The organism is Nostoc favosum CHAB5714, assembly GCF_020829495.1.
GTDB lineage: Bacteria > Cyanobacteriota > Cyanobacteriia > Cyanobacteriales > Nostocaceae > Nostoc > Nostoc favosum.
The window spans coordinates 17255-36715 of sequence record NZ_JAIVFQ010000069.1; the positions used below are offsets into that span (position 1 = coordinate 17255).

Consider the following 19461-nt stretch of genomic DNA (forward strand, 5'->3'; position numbering starts at 1 on the left):
TTGACTTCGATTTTATTAAATTATTAAAACAGCAGGATATTTAATAATTGGTTAGAGATATTTAATATCATGTCCGCTTGATTGCTTATTAAACCCGAAGAACCCCACCCCGCCAAAGCGTAGCTTTGTCTCCCCTCCCCGCTTGCGGGGAGGGGCTGGGGGTGGGGTGTAATGGCTGTGGTTAGCATAACTATTTATGTGGACATGATATAAGGTAATAAATAATAGACCTCTTGCTCTTCGGGAGGGGGTGGGGTTCTTTATTTTTGATTTATGCAAAAGGTCTAATATTTTTGACAAAAAGCAGGAATAATTGCACGCTAAGTAGGATGCTCAGTTAATTTATTAATTTGATTTTTAACTGTAACTATTTATGTATCCTCTCAATAAATGGGGGTGGCAAAAAAAGAAGAGTGTGGATTAACAAAGCGGCCGTTGCATTTAAATAGCACGACAACACAAATATTAAACGGCTTGTCCTCAAACATCGCCGCTAGTTTCCAGTTATCATGCTTTTGGAATGGTAAACGCTATAGTTTTTTCATTAATGAGAAAATATTCATGAAATACAAACTCTTGGGCAAAAGCGGGTTAAGAGTCTCTGAACTCTCCTTGGGAACCATGACCTTTGGTGAAGATTGGGGTTGGGGTGCATCTGTTGACGAAAGTCGTAAAATCTTTGATAGCTATGTAGAAGCAGGGGGAAATTTCATTGACACCGCCAACGGTTATACCGATGGTAGCAGTGAAAAAATTGTCGGTGAGTTGATTGCTAAAGAACGGGAACGCTTTGTAGTTGCAACAAAATATTCTTTTCCTTTGGAGATGAATAACAAAAAGGGCGACCCTAACGCCAGTGGAAACCATCGCAAGAATTTAATTCAGTCTTTAGAAGGTAGCCTGAAACGACTGAATACTGATTACATTGATTTATTCTGGTTACACGCTTGGGATTTTACAACACCTATTGAAGAAGTCTTGCGATCGCTTGATGATGTAGTCCGTCAAGGTAAAGTACTTTACATCGGTATTTCTGACACACCCGCTTGGATCGTTTCCCAAGCAAATACCATTGCCCAATACCAAGGATGGACGCAGTTTGTCGCCCTACAAATTGAGTATAGTTTAATTCAACGAACACCAGAACGTGACTTGCTACCGATGGCTAAAGCCTTCGATTTAGCAGTAACACCGTGGTCGCCTTTAGGTGGTGGTGTGCTTACAGGTAAGTATAATCAGCCTCCTCAAGCAGGCGATGAACAAGGACGATTAGCAAATGCAGCGTTAGGAACTATTTCAGAACGGAATTTAGCGATCGCTCAAGTTGTCAGTGAAGTTGCAGGAGAAATTGGACACACACCTTCACAAGTAGCATTAGCTTGGTTACGCGCTCAAAGTGGCGTGATTATTCCGATCATTGGGGCACGTAAATTAACGCAGTTTCAAGATAACTTAGCTTCTTTAAATATCACCCTCTTGCCAGAACATTTGCAACGTTTAAATGAAGTGAGTCAAATTGAACTGGGTTTTCCCCATGACTTTTTACACAATGATCTAATTAGCGATCGCCTTTTCGGTGGTACTTTTAATACCATAGAAAACCATCGCCTTTAACTAATAGTAATTAACCTTAACATATTCACGCGTTAATTCAATCCATCATCAGAGAGTTTCGCCAAGCCAAGTAATTCTGTAGAGTTAGATGTAAAAGGCATTAACAACGTAGAATCATGAGCGACAACAGCATTACATCACGTTTGTACCCTACCCGCATTGACATTCCCGCCGAAGCACGAGTGCAAATCGTAGTACTTCTCAACCAAACCTTGGCAGCTACTTCGGATTTGAAAACCCAAGCAAAGCAAGCGCATTGGAATGTTAAAGGAACTGACTTCTATCAGCTACACCTATTATTTGATGAACTTGCTGGGGAATTGGAAGGATACATCGATATGGTAGCTGAACGCGTTACAGCTTTAGGCGGATACGCTTTTGGAACAGCCCGCGCCGCAGCTAGAAATTCGATCCTGCCAGAATATCCCTTAGATATTTTGGATGGTAAAGATCACGTAACAGCTCTGTCAGATCGTTATGCACTCTATGCTAAACATCTCCGGGAAGCGATCGATAAAACAGATGACTTAGGCGATCTCGATACTGCCGACCTTTACACCGAAATTTCCCGCGCCATTGACAAACGACTCTGGTTCTTAGAAGCTCATCTGCAAGTAGCAGAAATTAAGGCAGAGAATGGTAAAGCGGGTGCTACTACAACTCAAAAGATACCTGCTGCTGTAAAATAAGCACTTTTGAGAAAAGTAGTCTTTCTTAAATCTAGTAGTATCTTTTTAGTAAGTACGTCACTTTTAAGTGCGTACTTTTCATTTTATATGTATATACTTTACTATTGAAATAGTTCAAAACTAGGTCGAAAAATTCCAAAATATCTTCGACAAGTGATACATCAAAATTAATACTGCAACTTCAATAAGCTAGTAGGTTAGTGAAAAAGTATCCTAATTCCATTCTGATTCCTAACTCCTGTACAGACGCTGACTTTTCACGTTATGTGGAAAAGCGCACGAAAAACCTAACCCCCTAACCCCCAACCCGTGGCGGGAAGGGGGAAAATTCAAAGTCTCTCTCCTTAAAGGAAGAGAGAAATAGAAGTGAGGTTTTCCAGATACCGTGAAAAGTCAGGTACAGACGCGATTAATCGCGTCTCTAAATACTCATTAACAACGAGGTAAATATATGTCTCAAAATACAATTAGCCATTTAATTCATGATAGAAACGCCCGTGGTCACGCTAAAGCTGGCTGGCTCGATAGTTATCACACATTTTCCTTCGGTAGTTTTTACGATCCGAATCGCATGGGATTCCGCTCTCTGCGGGTAATCAACGACGATCGCATCGCCCCTGGTGCTGGATTTCCTACCCACAGTCATCGTGACATGGAAATCCTCACCTATGTCTTAGAAGGTGCAGTAGAGCATAAAGACAGCTTGGGTACTGGGTCGGTGATTCGCCCCGGTGATGCACAGATCATGAGTGCTGGTACTGGAATCAGCCACAGCGAATTCAATCCCTCACCAACCGAACCACTCCACTTGTTACAAATCTGGATTCTTCCCGATCGAGAAGGGTTGACACCAAGATATGAACAAAAAGCTTTTCCTCTAGAAGAAAAGCGTGGCAAACTCCGCTTAATTGCTGCTAAAGATGGGCGCGATGGTGCTGTGACAATTCACCAAGATGTTAATTTATACACATCTGTTTTAGAGGATGGTGATGTTGTGAATTATCAAGTCAAACGCGATCGCTATGCCTGGTTACAAATAGCGCAAGGCATAGTTAACTTGAATGGCGAGGAACTCAGAGCAGGCGATGGAGTGCAAATCAACGGCGAAGAACAGTTAGAAATTAGCACTAATATCGGCGGTGAAATCTTGCTTTTCGATTTGGGTTAATATCGCATTTATCTGCTAAAAGGCTCATTTAGGGACTTCCAAGAAATAAATTATCCAAATAAACGAACCACAGAGACACAGAGAACACAGAGGAATAAGGAGGAGAGAGTTTTTTCGCCAGTTTTTTGAGTATTTTTTTATTTGGAAGTCCCTTATACGAGCTTTTTACTCAAAATGTTGCATTTTATTATTCATCAGCCAGAGATTTAAATCTCTGGCTGATAGTGCAAGTCTACTTAATTCGATTAAAAAGTTTTTTAATTTTCATCTTGAAATTAGTTTTCAGGTTGGCTATTTTACAGTTACTGCTTGCACTTTGTCTACACTAGAATTGGACTGAAGTACTTAAAGAGCAACCTGATGTCCAAAAAGCCCGATTCACAGTTACAAAATCTTTTTGCTGCACACAAATCAACCGACTGGCAGGAAAGATTAGCGCCACTAGCCTATCGCTTTAACCAAGAATATCTTGGTCAACCCTTTGAAGTTCCCACAGAAGTACAGGCAATGCCGATATTTAGAGAGTGGATTGCTGGCAATTTCTCAGGAAGAATTGCTTCTCCTTTTTGGGAAATTGCTGAACCTAAAAAGAACCAGCACTGTTTAGATATAGGCTGTGGAATCAGCTTTTTAATCTATCCTTGGCGGGATTGGCAAGCATTTTTTCATGGGCAAGAAATCAGTAATGTGGCACGGGATACCCTTAATTCCCGTGGGCCGCAGTTGAATTCCAAGTTGTTCAAAGGTGTTGAGTTGGGAGCCGCTCATCAGTTAAACTACTCATCAGAGCAGTTTGATCTAGCGATCGCCACAGGATTTAGCTGCTATTTTCCACTCGAATACTGGAATGCTGTACTAGCAGAAGTCAAGCGCGTATTAAAACCAGGTGGACATTTTGTATTTGACGTCCTCAATCCAGAACAGCCTCTAGCAGAAGATTGGGCAGTTTTGGAAACCTATTTGGGGGCTGAGGTGTTTTTAGAGCCTTTGGCTAAGTGGGAAAAAACCATTAAAGCGGCTGGTGCTAAAGTCGTAACGCACAAATCAGGGGAATTATTCGAGTTATACAAAGTGCGGTTTTAAAAATACAATTACTCAGGGATAAGTGGACTTAATGGATCTAAAGAAGTTGTAAAAACAAAATAGATTACTCCAGCACCGAGAATCATCACAGCGATACTGAACAGCAACACCCAACGGTCTGTCGGTTCATAAGTATCTTCTTCGATATCACGGCGGACTGCGAAATAGTGTGCCGTTGATAGCCACACGGTAATCAAACCCACCAGCGAGAAGACTAAACCTAACTTCCAGCCGTTGCCAGGACGGGGTATTAAAGGTACTTGAAAAGCACGCAAACGCACGATGACGACACCAAAACCTAAAAGAGCGATCCCTGTCCGCATCCAAGCGAGGTAGGTACGCTCATTTGCCAAGTGATCTCGAATTCGGGACGGATTCAGTCGTCCTGGCTTTTTTTTATCTTTATCTTCTTCTGTAGGTTTTGATTTTAACTGCATCAATAACACCCTTATCCCCAAAGCGGCTCTTATCAAAAAAATACGGAGGTAATAGCAAATCTCCTTCCAGATGACTTGCACCCAGCGCAATAGATGCGCTAATGAAATATACCTGTTGTGATTGTACATTTTTCTCAAAATTTATTTTAATGCAGATATCTAAATAAAACAAGCCTGAGTGAATAATTCGTAATTCGTAATTCGTAATTCGTAATTCGTAATTCGTAATTGATGGTAAAAAGCAAGTGTAGGTAATAAGGTGTAATTAATAAAACAGCCAATATCAGAGAGGTTTTTCACTAGTGCGTGTCCTGTTTATCCTCTGATTTTGGCTGTTACCCTGTTGAAATTCAGAACAATCATTCAAAAATAGACTATGCAGTTCTATCTCAAGACTGATTGCTAGGCGCATTAGGAACTCGTGTATTTATGAGAGCCTGCGATATATCTGGGATAAACCAGTTAGCCTTTTTGCTGTTAAGAACTTTCACACTCGGAACATTCAAGTCAATCGCAGCAGTATCTGGATTCGTCTTAATTACCAACTGAGTTCCATCAAAGATTTTTAGAGCAGCCGGGCCTGTCAATTCTTGACCTTGCCCATTAGGACTAGAAGTGAAATTTGCTACCTTAACATCATTCGCTAGATAGATGCCATCACAATCCCAGTTATTTTTAGTGGACTGACCATTAGCTAGAAAATACAGGTTATTGTCGTATACGGCATCTTCTTCGTCTTCATCATTTGGTCTTTTACCATATACAGCTATGGTATTACCTGTTTGGTTTTCGCATTGACCCCAGTTGATTCCCGTCTCTAAAGCATATTTTTGCAGTGTTAATTCTTCGGTTCTCTTTTGAATTTCTTCTGGTGTAAGACCTTCAACTTGAGTTTGGGCATCTTTTGTCTGAGAGAGTTCTTTCAGAGCTTTAGTGACTTCGATATAGTCAGGGTTTTTGCTAAACTTTGGTCTATCAGCAAAAGAAGGTTGAGCAAAGGCGAGATTCACCAAAACCATCAAGACAATTAGCAGAGATTTCCAGATTTTCATGTTTTGACTCCTGTTGATAGGTAAGAGATTTTGCAGTTTGGAATTAATTTTAGTGAGAAAATTCATGATGCACCTCTTCTTAGATACTTAATTTTTCTTGTTCTTCACTCGACGGCTGAGTATTGAAACCTAAAATTAATGAAAATATATAACTAGAAACTACAGATAAAAGAGTCCAAGTAACATTCTCTGTAACAATAAATATACCGAGTCCAATCAATATACAAGGCACAAAAGTATTGCCATTCTCTGTTAAAAAGTTAGCGATCGCAGGCAAGTAGGTTAACTTATAAGCGGCATAACACCATACACCCACCAGCGAAAAGAATACACTTAGTATCACCAGCAGACTATCTAATTTTGAGTTGGCAAACAGGGGCACGTAGACGCTGATATTATCACTACCATTCGCAAAGGCGATCGCAGCTACATTGCATGTTTGCGGAGAGATAAAACTGGCAAGTACAGAGGGACAAGACGGTTCGGTTTCTTCCTCGGCTTCCTCTGGTGAATCCTCTTCGCGTTTTAGTAAACTACTCACACCAATGATTATTGGCATTAAACCAAGTAGTCTAATCCAGTCCTGCGGTATAATTAGTCCACCGAAGAAGCCGGGAAGGCTAGCAATGATCAATGCAGCAAAACCGAGATACTGCCCAGCAAAGATGTGACGATTGCGGAACGTTTTATTTATTTGTGAAAAAAGCAACGTCAGAATGACAATATCATCGATGTTGGTGGCAGTGAATGCGGTAATCCCTGTGATTATTGCAGTTACGAAATCGCTCATTTGTGGAAGTCCTTATTTTCATGCTTGGGAATTGGACATTGGGCATTGGGCACTTGTACTGAGCGAAGTCGTTGGCGTAGCCTCTCGTAGAGAAGTATTGGGCATTGGGCATTGGTTATTTCCTCCCTGCTCCTCTGCTCCCTCTGCTCCCCCTGCTCCCTGCTCCCTCTGCCTCCCCTGCTCTCTACTTGGTCGTTTGAGTCCGTGCCGAAGCTTTGATTTATACTTTAGTTAAACTAACCGATAGAATCAAATGCTTTTGTTTGTCAAAATGATAAATGAAAGTGATTAAAAATTTTACACCAAGTTTTAGGGATACCATAAATGGCAGGAATGACGCTTGAGCAGTTAAAGATTTTTCTGGCTGTGGCACAGCACTTACACTTTACTCGCGCAGCAGAGGAGCTTTATATTACACAACCTGCCGTCAGTGCAGCAATCCACAACTTAGAGCAAGAATACGGTGTGAAACTGTTCCATCGGATTGGTCGCCATATCGAGATTGCTGAGGCTGGTAAATTATTGCAAGTGGAAGCGCAGAAAATTCTCGATCAAGTTTCCTTGACTGAAAGGGGATTGCGAGAATTGAACAATCTGCAACGGGGTGAGTTGAAATTAGGGTCAAGTCTGACAATTGGTAACTACTGGCTACCAAGCAAGATTAGTGAGTTTAAGAGCCGATATCCCGGTATCCAGATTAACTGTAGCCTTGCCAATACAGAAGAGATTTGTGTCGGAACGGCGACAGGACAGTTTGATTTGGGTTTGGTAGAAGGAGATGTGAAGCCAGCGCTTCAGAGTACTCTGGAGTACGAAATAGTGGGGAGCGATCGCTTACAAATTGTAGTAGGTCAAAAACACCCTTGGTTTGAGTGGGGAGAAATTGACTTAACCCAATTGACTCAAACCCTTTGGGTGATGCGAGAACCAGGTTCTGGAACCCAGCAAAGGTTTGAGGAAGCTCTACAAAATTGGGGAATCAATCTCAGTGAGCTGGATGTAATTTTAGTGTTCAATAGTGGAGAGATGACAAAAGCAGCGATCGAAGATGGTGTCGGTGCTATTGGAATTTCTGAGTTGATGGTAAAAAAAGAAATACAGTTGGGAACACTGCGGGCAATTCGAGTGATTGATAATAGAGAGGGTAACGGTGCGATGCCTACGGCGGGCTACGCTTACGCAGAAATAGTTCGACCTTTTTTCAAACTCAAGCATCGTCAACGTTTTCAAACTGCTCTTTCCAAAGTCTTTGAACAAATGTTGATATCGTCTATGTTAGATAGCTAAAATAATTCGTAATTGATAATGACGCTCGTTCCGACGCTCGATGACGACGCTCGTTCCTCGCTAACGCTACGCTATCGCTAACGCTGCGCTATCGCTACCGCTACGCTAACGTAATTCGTAATTATTACCCCATACCTAAAGGTATTTGCTCTGAATGATGAATAAATTTATTTTTTTTCATTAATAAATTAAGTTGCTCTGTCCCTCAATGATTTAATTATTAATTAATTACTAATTAATGAATTCAAAATTTACGAATTACGTTAGCGTAGCGGGGCGTAGCCCATTACGAATTACGAATTATTCGGTCAATCCAAAATCCAAAATCCAAAATTGATTCACACTTTTCGCATATTTTGACTAATGGGGTCAAAACCTCTAGAAAACCGCGTGCTGTCATCGTAGTAAGCGCCAGTCAGATTCGCTCCATACAACTTAGCATAGTTGAGTTTTGCTCCCCGGAGATTTGCTTCATTGAGTTTTACACCGCTCAAATTAGCTCTGGTCAAGTTAGCTTTGGCTAAGTTAGCTCTACTCAAATCTGCTCCCCAGAGTTTAGCTTTAGCTAGGTTCGCTCCACTCAAGTCAGAACCCCATAGATTGATTCCAGGCAAATAAGCTCCAATCAGCTTGTTCCTACTCAAGTTGACGGCTGGAAAATATCTTTCTCCTGCGGCAAAACGCCGTTTTAATTCCTCAGCATTCATGCGTCGCCTTCACCTTCCTTAGCAATACAGAAGTTATTTGTTCCCATTCCTGGCTTAGTTCTCCTAAAAACTCTGGCTGACCACTGCGACGATACCAGAAATGGGCATTGTTCAAATCGCCTTCTTTGCGGTGCAGGTAAGCATGAACCCAGGCACTATCAGCATCGCTGGCATTTTGAACTATTTCATGAGCTTTGCTCCAATCACCTTTCTTGTCATACCACATTGCTTGCAGACCTTTTGGCAGTGTCTGAAGACATGAGCGCTGATTTTCGATCAATCGCAGGAATTCCTCTGTATTCACGATCGCCACCAAACAAGAATTAAACTTCTATCTCTAAGATACTCTTCAGCTTAAGGTTAAGGGGAAAAGAAGAAGCAGGGGAAGTAGGGGAAGAAGAATTATTGATTATTGACCAATGCCCAATGCCTTTTATATCCCCTTTACTGGAATAATTTCAAACTCGAAAGTACTGATCAAACGGTCATCAATATAAACCTCTATTTTATGCTTACCAAGCGGATCGCCAGGAGCGATCGTCCAAAAATTTTCAATCACACCGTTTGAAGCCGACTGTGTGCGCCGTGTCACAGATGTAGTGCCATCTGCTGATATTGAGAAGTCTTCACCGTTATCTGTACCCCAAGTTTCTGGAGGCTTTGGTAAACGCAAGACTTCGCGCCATTTCACTTCACCTTGGTAGTCTTTGAGTTTAATCCGCCATCCGTAGGCGTTTCCTTGCTGAAGTGGCACTCTTGTTGTCCGCAAAATGGTAACGTTCCCTTTGGAATCAACTCTCTTCAGCCCGAACTCAGTGTTGCTAACAGTAATCTGTTTTGTATTTGTTGGCGCAGGAGATGATATGGCATTTTCTACCAAAACAGAAGTAGCGTTGATTGGCTCAGAACCTATGGTCCCAGATATTAGCCAAGAAGAAGCTAGCACAGCAGTAGTAGCCCAAATTCTCATTAGTATGGTTTTCCTGTCAGACTTTTGGTACTTATTCAAGTAATCTGACATGTTTTCCGGGCCAAGGCTATCTATGGTTGGACAAAAACGAAATTACTTTTAGTAATTGGATGAAAGTGAAGAGACAGATGAGGTGGATGGGAAAAGTTTGTTTTTCCGATGGGAGCGTAAATTGGAACGAATAATTAAATTTTAACTAGCCAGAGAAAAAGCTTCTGCAACCGCTTTTGGTAATTCAATCAATACGAAATAATTGCTAGGATATAAATAGTCTTCACCTGATTCATCAATAACTCTAATCATTTGCTGCTTAACAGCATCAGAATCAGGAACAGTCTGGTAAATTTTCCGAATTTCTAAAGAAGCAGGATAATTTTTGTTGTTAATGCAAACAACATATTGAGTTTCTGTGTTCGCTGACTGCATAACTACTCCTATAGAAAGCGTTTCATTTTGATTTCTTTCTTACCAATTCCGTGGGCTTCATACCAGTGAAACTCAGTTTCATAAATACTTCTGTCGTCTAAGCTAATGGTTGCAAAGCCTTTAAGTTTCCGCCACCGTCGTGAACCATAAGTTTTACGCAAGCGTTCTAGTTCACGAATGGAGTTCCCAACAGCAATTATTTCAATATTGGTGATGTCTTTGATAATTTCAAAATTCAAGTAAGCATTACTCTTAGTACAGTTTTGCGTAAAAGCGTAGCGTTTTCAATGCAGGGGAACGCATTGGCATTGCATTGAGATGCATTAACAATGCAAGCCGACGCATTAACAAGGCCGCCGACGCATTAACAATGCAAGCCGACGCATTAACAAGGCCGCCCCCGCATTAACAAGGCCGCCCCCGCATTAACAAGGCCGCCCCCGCATTAACAAGGCCGCCCCCGCATTAACAAGGCCGCCCCCGCATTAACAAAGCGGCCGACGCATTCATTGCCATTGCAGGGTATTGCCAAATTTAATTCGCTACGAATTAAGGAAATGCTGTACTTAGTAAATATTGCAACAAAAAACTTTTAACCACAACCCACCGCCAATCTTTGACTAACCAACTCAGCCGCTAAATGTATCGCTGCTTTCATACTCGTAGCATCAGCAATTCCCTTACCCGCAATATCAAACGCTGTTCCATGATCCGGTGAAGTCCGAACGAAAGGAAGACCAATAGAAGTATTAACTGCCCGATCAAACGCCATCAGCTTCACAGGAATTAAGCCTTGGTCGTGGTAAAGTGCCAAGTAGCCATCAGCAGGATTTTGTATTAAAGAATTTCCATACCAAGCTTGACCAGGTTTAACCCACATCGTATCTGGTGGTATCGGCCCATCTAGCTGTAATTGTGGTCGGTTTTGCCGCTCTTGCTCTAACCAGGGAATTAGCCAATCCTGTTCTTCATGTCCAAGTTGTCCCTGTTCACCACTATGGGGATTTAAACCTGCGATCGCAATTCTCCCATTTTCTATGCCAAAGTCTTTCTCCAAACACTCCACCAGCAAATCCAATTTCTGTGTCAACAACTGCGGTGTCAATGTATCGGCTACTTGACGTAGGGGAATATGTGTGGTGGCAAGTAAAGCACGGAGTGTCCAATTAGTATGGGGCGATCGCGCCACAAATAACATCCCAAAACGGTCAACACCTGACTTTTGCGCCAAAAGTTCTGTTTGCCCTGGATAATTATATCCTGCGGCTTTCCAAGCAGATTTAGCGATCGGCCCTGTGACAATAGCATCAAATTTACCAGCCAGTGTTTGAGCGATCGCACATTCCATATACGCAAAACTAGCCGCACCACTGGCCGCATTACCTATTCCGGCGATAATTTGACCTTGAATTTCTCCATCCAACTGCACATCAATAACTGACAACTCGTCTGGATTTGCCAAAGGTGCTAAATTATCGATTAAATTCAGTTTGTGATAAGTGTGTGCCAGCAAATCCCGGTTTCCCACCACTGTAACGTCATATTTTTTACTAATTTGCGGTTCTGCTAAAGCTTTCAAAATCACCTCCGGCCCAATTCCCGCCGGATCTCCCAGCGTCAACGCCAAACGCGGGCGATTCTTTTTGCTAAAATTCACTAAATTATCTTGATTATTTTGATACATAAAATTTATTCATAATTATTATCATCAAATTTTTTCCCCATCCCCTGTTATCCGACTCCACAGTAGGGATTGCCCCCCAAACCAGTAGGGATTACTTGCTAAACTAGTTTAAGATTATTTACACAGGTCTAATTCTACAGCAACAATTCAAGAGCTTCTGATAGACCTAGTTTACACACACTAATTTGTATAAGGAGAATCACACCAATGGGCGGCGAACTTTTGAATGCAGCTCTATTGTCCTTCGGTTTAATCTTCGTAGGCTGGGGCTTAGGCGCGTTGTTACTAAAAATTCAAGGCACAGAAGAATAATCCCTACGGTAATTGGCTATTAAGAGGGAAGAGGTTTCCTCTGCCTTGAAAAGTTCTGTTCGCCCCAAGCTGGCGTTCATACTTTTCGCTAACTAGGAAAAAGTCTGTCCGGTAAACGGACAGCCATTTTCCCATGAGTCTGTCCATAACAAACGATTTTCTTAGAAAAGATGTAAACTTTTGTTTGCATAGGTTATTCTGATAACATTCTTTTCATAAAACATTAAAATTTATTACAACCCTCATGACATTATTAATTGTCGGTGCCACTGGCACCTTAGGAAGACAAGTAGCTCGTCGTGCAATCGATGAGGGATATAAAGTACGCTGTCTTGTCCGAAGCAGTAAAAAAGCAGCTTTTCTCAAAGAATGGGGTGCAGAACTCGTACCGGGAAATTTGCGTTACCCCGATACCTTAGCGGAAGCATTAGAAGGTGTAACCCAAGTTATTGATGCGTCAACATCTCGTCCCACAGATTCATTGAGTATCAAACAAGTGGACTGGGACGGCAAAGTAGCATTGATTCAAGCAGCAAAAGCAGCAGGTGTAGAGCGTTTCATCTTCTTTTCAATATTAGATGCCGATAAATACCCAGAAGTGCCCTTAATGGAAATTAAGCGGTGTACAGAACTATTCCTGGCTGAGTCTGGCTTGAATTATACCATCTTACGGCTAGCTGGGTTTATGCAAGGATTAATTGGTCAGTACGGGATTCCCATTCTGGAATCACAGCCAGTTTGGGTGACTGGTAATTCTTCTCCCATCGCCTATATGGATACTCAGGACATTGCTAAGTTCGCAATCCGTGCATTGAGCGTACCCGAAACGCAAAACCAAGCTTTTCCTGTAGTCGGTACTCGTGCTTGGAGTGCAGAAGAAATCATCAACCTATGCGAACGTTTATCTGGAAAAGACGCCAGGGTAACGCGGATGCCAATAACCTTGCTGCGTGCTGTGCGGGGCTTAATGCGGTTCTTTCAGTGGGGATGGAACGTTGCAGACAGGCTAGCATTTACAGAAGTATTGGCTAGTGGTAAAGAGTTAAATGCTTCAATGGATGAAGTATACAGAGTTTTTGGCTTAGATCCGCAACAAACCACAACCCTAGAAAGCTATCTACAAGAGTACTTCAGCCGAATAATGAAGAAGCTCAAAGAGTTAGACTACCAGAAAAATAAAAGCAAAAAGCAGAAACCTAAAAAAACTCCTTTTAAACAGTCTTCAAAAGCTAATAGTCAATAGTCATTACAAAATGGACATTAGTCATGAAACTCTAGACTCTGGATATTTGACTCTAGATTAATGACTACATGACCAAAATGTGTAAGGATTACATAATATACAGAGCATCGCCTAAACTTGGATATTTGAGTGTGCCGAAAGCAGGCATTATCTACAATGACGTTAAACCGATAGCGGGCCGTGTCGCTATCGAGTTGAAAGACAAGCTAACCACTGCCGGTTGGGATGTGTGTATCACATCAAGTATCGGTGGAATATTGGGCTACTCTAACCCGGAGAGTCCGGTATGCCACACCCCCATTGATGGTCTAACGCCCCCTGGTTTTGACTCAGATATGGAGTTTGCAGTGGTGTTAGGGGGAGACGGCACTGTTTTAGCAGCGTCTCGTCAGGTGGCCCCCTGTGGTATTCCACTGCTAACAGTGAATACCGGACACATGGGATTTTTAACAGAAACCTTCCTGAATCAATTGCCCCAAGCACTAGAACAGGCAATGGCGGGTGAGTATGAAATTGAAGAACGAGCCATGCTCACCGTCAAAGTGTTTCGAGGAGATTCAGTGCTGTGGGAAGCCCTCTGCTTGAATGAAATGGTTCTGCACCGGGAACCTTTGACCTCTATGTGCCATTTTGAAATTGCCATAGGGCGTCATGCGCCGGTAGATATTGCAGCAGATGGTGTGATTGTTTCTACGCCTACTGGTTCTACAGCTTACTCATTGAGTGCTGGTGGCCCAGTTGTGACCCCTGGCGTACCTGCTTTACAGCTAGTACCCATTTGTCCCCATTCCCTAGCTTCTAGAGCATTAGTATTTCCAGATACTGAATCGGTCAACATTTACCCAGTCAACATTCCTCGGCTGGTAATGGTGGTGGATGGTAATGGAGGGTGCTATGTACTACCAGAAGATAGAGTATATATGGAGCGATCGCAATATAGTGTTCGATTTATTCGCCTGCAACCGCCTGAGTTTTTCCGAATTTTACGAGAAAAATTAGGTTGGGGTTTGCCACATATTGCTAAACCAACTTCGGTAGAATTGCCGTAGAGACGCGATTAATCGCGTCTGTACAGGAGTTAGGAGTTATTTCTCTCCTTTTTTGACCATTTTCATGCTCCCCACTACCCAGTTCGGTGATTTCCTTCCAGAATTACTGGTGTAAGGATGGTATTTGGAGTTAGTTATTAAGATTGCATCGGAGAATTAGATGGCTGGCACCTGAACGTGCTAAAAGATTCTTAGCAGCGTGTCAAATCAGGATTGCTCCATCACTAAAAATTCGTAATTGCACTTTATAACTGATGTAAAGATTTTCTTTGGAATATCTTTACAATCCCAAATCCAATATCCCAAATTGTTATGACAGTTGCTCAAAGTCCCTGTGTTTTGGTGATTGAAACCGATGAGAGTTTAGCAAATCAGCTTTCTTGTGATTTGCAAGAAGCTGGTTATGAATCAATTTTGGCTCATGATGCGACTAGTGGTTTACAACACTGTCGCGATCGCCAACCTGCTTTAATTGTTTTAGACCGGATGCTAGCAGGAGAATCAGGACTCTCATTGTGCAAAAATCTGAGAAGCACTGGTATGCGATCGCCTGTATTGATTTTAATGGCAAGGGATACAGTCGATGATCGTGTAGCTTGTCTAGAAGCAGGAGCCGATGATTACATCCTCAAGCCTTATCGCTCAGAAGACTTTTTGAAGTTGATTCGGCTCTACTTAAAACCTGATGTGGATACCACGGAGCAGTTACGTTTTGGGGATCTGATTTTAGATATAGCAACTCGCCGTGCCATACATAGCGGACGGGCAATTGACTTGACAATGAAAGAATTTGAACTATTAAAATTCTTAATGGAACATCCCCGTGAGGTGTTAACCCGCGAACAAATTTTAGAAAATGTTTGGGGTTACGACTTTCTGGGTGAGTCGAATGTAATTGAAGTGTACATCCGCTACTTGCGGTTAAAAATTGAAGATGAAGGACAAAAGCGCCTCATTCAAACGGTGCGAGGCGTAGGGTACGTTTTGAGAGAATCCTAGTACACGGTGACGAAAGTTTACAAGAGAGGGCAGGAGGAAAAAAGTATTAATAATAGGACTTACGCACTGTACAAATGCATCGTGATGTGCATTACCTAAAATAGGTTATTTCAGGCTTTCTTAATTATCCTGCGATCGTAAATAGACCATGCTGTAGGGGCTAAGCATTGCTTAGCCCTTACGAAAGATATGGTTTTTAACTTGCTTTATATTTGGTATTTCTTGTCAATGCGTAAGTCCTAAATAAAAACTTTTGTTGTCGGTTTAGAGCCGCACTAGTATATTTCGACTACGCTCAATAACAAAAAAGATTGTGTCGATAGCGCAGCGTTAGCGAGTCAGACGCTCCTACGGACGCTCGTTCCTCTCTACGAGACGCACTCGCGTTCGCTACCGCAACGCTTACGTTAACGCAACGCTTACGAGCGTCGCGGAAAGTTCCACGAGGCACAAAGCGTCCAAGATCAATCCCACCTCGTATAATATGTGGGTTCCTCCTGCCCCCTGCCTCCTGAGGGGACGAATAAAAGCCGTGAGTTTTCTAGCTTAAATTCTGTAAAATTGAAATCTAAATTACAAAATCAAAAATAATTATGACTCATCGGCTAAGTTTGCTCTCAATGTTGCTGAGTATTTTACTGATGGGCTGTTCTGTGCCAACAACAGCTAAACCTCCCAGCCCCACATCCGCTTCTCAAACTCCAGCACCACAGAGCTTAGGTCAAAAACTACCAATTTCTGCTAAAGCCATTGTTCCAAATGGCACAATCATTCAGTTAGAAGTGGCGCAGACACCACAACAGCAAGCGATGGGGTTAATGTATCGACCAGCTTTGCCAGATGACCGGGGGATGTTGTTTGGGTTCCCTTCACCACAACCGGTTAGTTTTTGGATGAAGAATGTACCTGTGCCCTTGGATATGGTATTTTTACAAAACGGTGTAGTTAAATATATTCAGGCTTCTGCACCTCCTTGTGCAACTGAGCCTTGTCCTACCTATGGGCCCAATACACCAATCGATAAGGTGATTGAACTTCGCTCTGGAAGGGCTGCCGAGTTGAAGTTGAAAGTGGGCGATATTGTCAAAATTGAGTATTGAGACTTCGGTGCTTTACGGGGATAAAGATTTGGATGGTTGCTCTGTTCAGAGTCTATACTATCGGAATCTATGTTTTTTTTGTAAAAAATGGCACGTCCTATGGTAAAAATCCATCTGTAACGCTACTATTTAAAAACTGTGGTAATAATGTAAAATTCTACTGTCTCCAACCTAAAATCGCAGTCTTAAGGTTTGGCAAAAATATTCCCTTGGGCGCAAGTGTAAATAGTCGCCAATAAGAGAGTATAGGCTATGGAATCTTTGTTACTACATGTGTAATTAAATAACGCACAAAAGTAAACAAAATGGAGCCAATTGAACTAAGTAAAAATACTGCTTGAGAAGTAAGCAGATAATTTGTACAAAAATTTCTATTTTTCAGATTTTCTATGATTTGCCTTTGTTAAAGGCAAATCAAAAAAACTCTGCTGGGGTGTATGGCCGATAACGGCAAAGTGACAGATAAAATACTGGCTATTGGCTACCGAGCAATGGTGAACTGATATATGACAATACATTCTGCACAAGGAGGTGAGACACAAATGTCACCATCAAAATATTCTCGACTGATTAATTTTTTGCAAGAAGATTTGGCAATTTCCACAGCATCGCTGGCAGTGGCGCTTCGGCATCGGGAGCAAGATCCAGGCCCTTTGGCAATGATTCTTTGGCAGTATGGTTTGATTACTCTAGAGCAGTTAGACCAAATTTATGATTGGCTGGAAACGGCATAAGTCATAATAATTTTGGATTTTGGATTTTGGAGTTTGGATTTTGGATTTTGAATTTTAAATTAAAAGTCTTTACCAAAAGACTGTTATCAGAATCTGAAATAATACTATTTATACCAATTCGGTATCATGCTAAGTTGCCAAAATTAGTCTTGTTTGGTGTCAAATAAGCTATGCGACTGTCTTCAGAGCAAATAATACTACTTAAAGTAACTTGGTATAATCTATGATAATTGGAGCATGTTACATCCACTCTACCTTGTGCAAAGCTTGATATATAGGTTTATTAACTTTGGCGGTTTTTACTCATTTATATACAAATTAAAAGAGCGAGTTAAATTATCAACTCGCTCTTTTGATTTAATGCTCAGTACTCAGGACTGACTAAATACTTTAACTGCTGCCGCTATACCAGATCCAGGGGTGAAGTCTTCGTAGCCAAGTTCTCTTAGGGTAACTTCTAAGGATGCTATACAGCTAAGAATATCGCGATCGCTCACAAAGCCCAAGTGACCAATGCGGAAAATTTTGTTACTCAAATGGTCTTGACCACCTGCTAGGGCAATATCAAAGCGTTTTTTCATCAATGACCGAATCTTATCCGATTCAATTCCTTGTGGTGCTACAGCCGTAATCGCCGGACTGGCGGAATTATCTGCTGCAAACAGGGGTAAATTTAACCCTTGAATGGCGGCGCGGGTAGCATTTTTCAGCCGTTCATGTCGAGCAAATATTGATTCCAAGCCTTCCTCTTTCATGATTCGCAACGTGGTGTGTAACGCTACGATCAAGTTCACAGGCGGAGTAAAGGGAGTTGTATTTTTGGCTGTGGCTTTGCGATATTTACCTAAGTCCAAATAATATTTCGGTAACTTCGCAGTTTTGTAAGCTTCCCAAGCTTTGGGGCTGACAGAGACAAAACCCAATCCCGGCGGAATCATATAACCTTTTTGGGAACCGGAAGCGACTATATCCAAACCCCAAGCATCCACAGGTAGATTGAACGCACCCAAGCTAGTGACAGCATCAACGATAATTAAAGCTTCACCGTGTTCTTTGACGTGGCGGTTGATGGTTTCTAAATCATTCAAAACACCCGTCGAGGTTTCGCTGTGGGTAATGATTACGGCTTTAATTTGCTTTTGGGTATCTGCTTGAAGTTTTTCGGCGAATACTGCGGGGTCTAAGGGTTTTCCCCATTCCACCTTAACTTCTTCTACATTCAAACCGTAGGCTTGACCTATTTCTACCCAGCGTTCGCCAAATTTACCATTAGAACCAACTAAAATGCGATCGCCTGGAGAGAGAAAATTAATTATTCCAGCTTCTACAGCACCCGTACCACTGACATTCAGCGTTAGCACATCACTTTGAGTTTGGTGCAGCCACTTGAGGTTTTCCGTCACCTCTGCCAATATGTTGCTAAATTCACTGGTGCGGTGTCCAATTGGGTGCTTGGCTAATGCCAGTAAGGCAGCTTCTGGCACCGGGGTTGGGCCTGGAATCATTAGCATCAGCTTATCGTTCATGTGTGTATCCTAAAAGTAAAATAAAAGTCAAAATTGTGGGAAGTTGGTTAAGTTCTGGTAGCAAATCCTAGATATTCATCTACAAATTCCACTCAGTTGGTCACCAGCCTTGTTGTATATTTTCCAAATTCATAGGAAAAGTATCGTGGGAGTTAATGATCGGTCAGCTTGACCTTTGCAATTTATACGAGATTCCAACTCAGATAAAACCTCTGTTCCAGGCAATCTTACCACACACCTAGACGCCAGGTTAAGGCGTTTGCTCGTAGGAGAGCGGCTATTTTAACCAAAGGTGAAACGTCTATCTAGATGAGGCACAGGTATAATAAATTCTTAAATCTTACCCATAATCCGCCTCTGTTGTTTTTATATAAACACGCTAAATCGTTTTGAAGATCGCGGAAATCGTCAGTGAAAAAGCTGTGTTTTGCTTCAACGAAGGAAGTAACCGCCTACACTATGCGGCAATACGGTTCAGTTAAGGCTGAAAGACTGATTAGTGATATGAAATTTAGGAGCTTCAACTGGTTGTCCAGTACCTCTGTGTGTTGGCTTTTTAGAACGAAACTTTGATACAGGTTTTTTCACAAC

21 protein-coding genes are annotated in these 19461 nt (G+C 41.9%); 11 read left to right on the forward strand and 10 right to left on the reverse strand.

The genetic code is table 11. The features are described from left to right. Positions 1–561 precede the first annotated feature (561 nt). The 4 genes from LC586_RS29070 to LC586_RS29085 all read left to right on the forward strand — a co-directional run bounded on the left by LC586_RS29070 (position 562) and on the right by LC586_RS29085 (position 4554). Positions 562–1614 (forward strand): aldo/keto reductase, encoded by a 1053-nt coding sequence (locus LC586_RS29070; RefSeq protein WP_229488691.1) that lies wholly within the window; start codon positions 562–564, stop codon positions 1612–1614. A gap of 116 nt (positions 1615–1730) precedes the next feature. Further along, the gene (gene dps, locus LC586_RS29075) at positions 1731–2303 is read left to right on the forward strand and encodes a DNA starvation/stationary phase protection protein Dps (RefSeq protein ID WP_229488693.1); all 573 of its coding nucleotides are present in this window, start codon (positions 1731–1733) and stop codon (positions 2301–2303) included. Positions 2304–2754: 451 nt separating this feature from the next. Then, the gene (locus LC586_RS29080) at positions 2755–3471 is read left to right on the forward strand and encodes a pirin family protein (RefSeq protein WP_229488695.1); all 717 of its coding nucleotides are present in this window, start codon (positions 2755–2757) and stop codon (positions 3469–3471) included. Positions 3472–3831: 360 nt separating this feature from the next. Continuing rightward, a complete protein-coding gene (locus LC586_RS29085) occupies positions 3832–4554 on the forward strand; it encodes a class I SAM-dependent methyltransferase (RefSeq protein WP_229488696.1) in 723 nt (240 codons plus the stop codon). 8 nt (positions 4555–4562) lie between these two features. Here LC586_RS29085 and LC586_RS29090 read toward each other — a convergent pair whose 3' ends face one another. The 3 genes from LC586_RS29090 to LC586_RS29100 form a co-directional block, all read right to left on the reverse strand. Then, entirely contained in the window at positions 4563–4991 is a 429-nt protein-coding gene (locus LC586_RS29090; protein ID WP_229488697.1) for a YidH family protein, read from the reverse strand. A 389-nt stretch (positions 4992–5380) separates the two neighbouring features. Further along, positions 5381–6043 carry a hypothetical protein gene (locus LC586_RS29095; protein WP_229488712.1) on the reverse strand — a complete coding sequence of 221 codons (663 nt, stop codon included), beginning with the start codon at positions 6041–6043 and terminating at the stop codon, positions 5381–5383. A 79-nt stretch (positions 6044–6122) separates the two neighbouring features. Next, positions 6123–6833, reverse strand: coding sequence for a cadmium resistance transporter (locus tag LC586_RS29100; RefSeq protein ID WP_229488698.1), 711 nt, complete (start codon positions 6831–6833; stop codon positions 6123–6125). 324 nt (positions 6834–7157) lie between these two features. On the opposite strand from LC586_RS29100, the gene LC586_RS29105 reads away from it, so the two are divergent. Then, positions 7158–8120: a LysR substrate-binding domain-containing protein gene (locus tag LC586_RS29105; protein ID WP_229488699.1), complete on the forward strand. Its 963-nt coding sequence runs from the start codon at positions 7158–7160 to the stop codon at positions 8118–8120. A gap of 338 nt (positions 8121–8458) precedes the next feature. On the opposite strand, the gene LC586_RS29110 is transcribed toward LC586_RS29105, so the two are convergent. The 6 genes from LC586_RS29110 to pdxA form a co-directional block, all read right to left on the reverse strand. Continuing rightward, positions 8459–8827: a pentapeptide repeat-containing protein gene (locus LC586_RS29110; RefSeq protein ID WP_229488700.1), complete on the reverse strand. Its 369-nt coding sequence runs from the start codon at positions 8825–8827 to the stop codon at positions 8459–8461. Further along, on the reverse strand, positions 8817–9131 hold the full coding sequence (locus LC586_RS29115) for a hypothetical protein (RefSeq protein ID WP_229488701.1): 315 nt from the start codon (positions 9129–9131) through the stop codon (positions 8817–8819). The genes LC586_RS29110 and LC586_RS29115 overlap by 11 nt, the downstream gene beginning before the upstream one ends. Before the next feature lie 129 nt (positions 9132–9260). Beyond that, a complete protein-coding gene (locus LC586_RS29120) occupies positions 9261–9797 on the reverse strand; it encodes a PM0630 family protein (protein ID WP_229488702.1) in 537 nt (178 codons plus the stop codon). A gap of 192 nt (positions 9798–9989) precedes the next feature. Then, positions 9990–10223 carry a hypothetical protein gene (locus LC586_RS29125; RefSeq protein WP_229488703.1) on the reverse strand — a complete coding sequence of 78 codons (234 nt, stop codon included), beginning with the start codon at positions 10221–10223 and terminating at the stop codon, positions 9990–9992. An 8-nt stretch (positions 10224–10231) separates the two neighbouring features. After that, positions 10232–10462, reverse strand: a complete 231-nt coding sequence (locus LC586_RS29130) for a hypothetical protein (RefSeq protein WP_229488704.1) — start codon at positions 10460–10462, stop codon at positions 10232–10234. 353 nt (positions 10463–10815) lie between these two features. Next, positions 10816–11907 carry a 4-hydroxythreonine-4-phosphate dehydrogenase PdxA gene (pdxA, locus tag LC586_RS29135; RefSeq protein ID WP_229488705.1) on the reverse strand — a complete coding sequence of 364 codons (1092 nt, stop codon included), beginning with the start codon at positions 11905–11907 and terminating at the stop codon, positions 10816–10818. 207 nt (positions 11908–12114) lie between these two features. On the opposite strand from pdxA, the gene petM reads away from it, so the two are divergent. From petM to LC586_RS29165, 6 genes are all read left to right on the forward strand, one after another. After that, entirely contained in the window at positions 12115–12219 is a 105-nt protein-coding gene (gene petM / locus LC586_RS29140; protein ID WP_118167852.1) for a cytochrome b6-f complex subunit PetM, read from the forward strand. Between the two features lie 244 nt (positions 12220–12463). Continuing rightward, a complete protein-coding gene (locus LC586_RS29145; RefSeq protein WP_229488706.1) occupies positions 12464–13462 on the forward strand; it encodes an SDR family oxidoreductase in 999 nt (332 codons plus the stop codon). Between the two features lie 131 nt (positions 13463–13593). Further along, on the forward strand, positions 13594–14511 hold the full coding sequence (locus LC586_RS29150) for an NAD(+) kinase (RefSeq protein ID WP_229488707.1): 918 nt from the start codon (positions 13594–13596) through the stop codon (positions 14509–14511). A gap of 312 nt (positions 14512–14823) precedes the next feature. After that, complete coding sequence (nblR, locus tag LC586_RS29155) at positions 14824–15510, forward strand: response regulator transcription factor NblR (RefSeq protein ID WP_229488708.1); 687 nt, start codon at positions 14824–14826, stop codon at positions 15508–15510. A 593-nt stretch (positions 15511–16103) separates the two neighbouring features. Then, entirely contained in the window at positions 16104–16610 is a 507-nt protein-coding gene (locus LC586_RS29160; protein ID WP_229488709.1) for a DUF192 domain-containing protein, read from the forward strand. Positions 16611–17116: 506 nt separating this feature from the next. Next, positions 17117–17344: a DUF2949 domain-containing protein gene (locus LC586_RS29165; RefSeq protein ID WP_196527497.1), complete on the forward strand. Its 228-nt coding sequence runs from the start codon at positions 17117–17119 to the stop codon at positions 17342–17344. A 371-nt stretch (positions 17345–17715) separates the two neighbouring features. On the opposite strand, the gene LC586_RS29170 is transcribed toward LC586_RS29165, so the two are convergent. Beyond that, the gene (locus LC586_RS29170) at positions 17716–18870 is read right to left on the reverse strand and encodes a pyridoxal-phosphate-dependent aminotransferase family protein (RefSeq protein WP_229488710.1); all 1155 of its coding nucleotides are present in this window, start codon (positions 18868–18870) and stop codon (positions 17716–17718) included. Between the last annotated feature and the right edge of the window lie 591 nt (positions 18871–19461).